The following is a 1979-nucleotide window of genomic DNA, read 5'->3' as shown; positions in this document are numbered from 1 at the left end:
TCCAATGCGACCCGGCCATTCTCCGCCAGAGCGAACCGATGCCCCAGAAGATCGATATGACGAGACAGCAGTAGACGATTCACTTTGTTGTCATCGACGACCAGAAGGCGACGTCCATCTTCAGACATTGGCAAGCGCCTTCAGTGCAGCAGCGGCCTCTGCGAGTAGCGTTTCCAACTGAGACAACGCGTCGTCGTTGCGCAGCGGATCGTCATCGAGGCCTCTGACTTCGAGTTCTCGTGCATGAGCGGCTAACGCAACTGCCCCGAATGTATTGGCGTTTGATTTGAGAGAGTGCGCCGCGCGCTGGAACCGCTTATTGTCGCTCGCTGCTCGCGCGTCATGCAGCTCGGCAATCATGCCGGGTGCCTCATCGAGAAACGTGTTCGCCAATTCGACGGCGAATTCGGGGCCGGTCGCGGCCTGCAGTTCCGCAAATACCGCAAGATTGAGTGTCTCTTCGCTCATCTTAGGAATCACTCCTGGCGGGATGGTACCTGCATCAGGGCCTCGACCAGATGATCGACCCGGATGGGTTTGGCAATGTAATCGTCCATACCGGCGGCCATGCACATTTCGCGATCGCCCTGCATGGCATTGGCCGTCATGGCAACGATTCGAGGCCGGCGGTCGGCCGGCACCGCCGATATGATCCGTCGCGATGCCTCAAGGCCATCCATCTCCGGCATCTGCACGTCCATCAAAACCACATCGTAGGTCTGCCGCTCGACACTCTCGACCGCCTCAAGGCCATTGCTGGCCAAGTCAGCGCGGTAGCCCATCTGCTGCAGCAGCCTTAGAGCCAGCTTCTGGTTGACCGCATTATCTTCCGCCAAAAGGATGCGCAACGGATGGCGTGCGGCCAGTCCGGGATCCATTTGCGGTTTGACAACCGGCTGTGATGTTGTCTTCGAAACGACCTGCCGCGCCAGAAGCCCGGCCAGCGTATCGAATAGGACAGACTGGCGAAGCGGCTTGGCGAGATAAGCATTGAACAGCCCTGCATCGTTTTCAGCCTCCTGTCGCCCGAGCGAGCTGAACAGCACAAGCGGCAGCTTGGAATCGAGCTTTCGGATTTCACGTGCCAACTGCAGTCCATCTATCTCAGGCATGTGCATATCGAGGATCGCGAGGTCGAAGGCCTGATCTGCTTCGAGCAGGCGCAGCGCGTCCTTGGGACACTCCAAAGCATGCGAGGCCATGCCCCACTTGGCCGTCTGCAATTCGAGGATGCGCCGGTTGGTCTCGTTGTCGTCAACAATCAGAACTCTCTTCCCTTTAAGTTCCATCTGCATGCCAACAAGATCGCGTTCACGTGTCGGTGGCAGAAGGGCTCTGCTCGCTTGTATTGTGCATGTGAAGGTTGAACCTTTGCCTGGGCCGTCGCTTTCGACCGAGATCGTGCCGCCCATCAACTCAGCCAGCCGCTTCGAGATGGCAAGGCCGAGACCGGTGCCGCCGTATTTGCGTGTGGTCGAGGAGTCCGCCTGACTGAACGACTGGAACAGACGACTGATACCCTCCTCTGTAAGACCGATGCCAGTGTCGCGGACCGCAAACGTCAATTCGATTCTGTCGGCTGCGAGGGGTTTGGACGTCACCGTCAACACAACTTCACCCTCGTCCGTGAACTTGAGCGCGTTTGACAGCAGATTGAGCAGGATCTGGCGCAGGCGCGTGAGATCCCCAGTGATCGCCGTCGGCAGTTCACCCTCGAAGATATAGGCGAGGTCGAGATGCTTTTCGGCGGCGCGCGTGCTGACAAGCTCAAGCGCTGACTCGACGCAGTCGCGCAAATCGAACGGATGAACCTCGATGTCCATATGCCCCGCTTCGATCTTGGAGAAGTCGAGGATGTCATTGATGATGCCCAGCAGCGCATCGCCGCTGTCGCGGATGGTGCCGGCATAATCCCGCTGCTCGGCATCAAGCTCGGTGTCTAGCAGCAGACCGCTCATGCCGATCACGGCGTTCATCGG

2 protein-coding genes are annotated in these 1979 nt (G+C 58.7%); both read right to left on the bottom strand.

The genetic code is table 11. The features are described 5' to 3' along the window. Nucleotides 1-120: 120 nt before the first annotated feature. A complete protein-coding gene (locus tag AC33YF_RS13785) occupies nt 121-468 on the bottom strand; it encodes an Hpt domain-containing protein (protein ID WP_491777787.1) in 348 nt (115 codons plus the stop codon). 8 nt (nt 469-476) lie between these two features. Continuing rightward, nucleotides 477-1979, bottom strand: a 1503-nt coding sequence (locus tag AC33YF_RS13780) for a response regulator (protein ID WP_491777786.1), incomplete at its 5' end; no start/stop codon positions are given.

The sequence above is a fragment of the Methyloceanibacter sp. genome (genome assembly GCF_058506495.1).
This window is presented reverse-complemented; position numbering and strand designations above follow the sequence as displayed.

What these genes read in the sequence shown, in the direction of transcription:
- AC33YF_RS13785 (WP_491777787.1), bottom strand. Translation starts at nt 468, where the DNA reads ATGAGCGAAGAGACACTCAATCTTGCGGTATTTGCGGAACTGCAGGCC.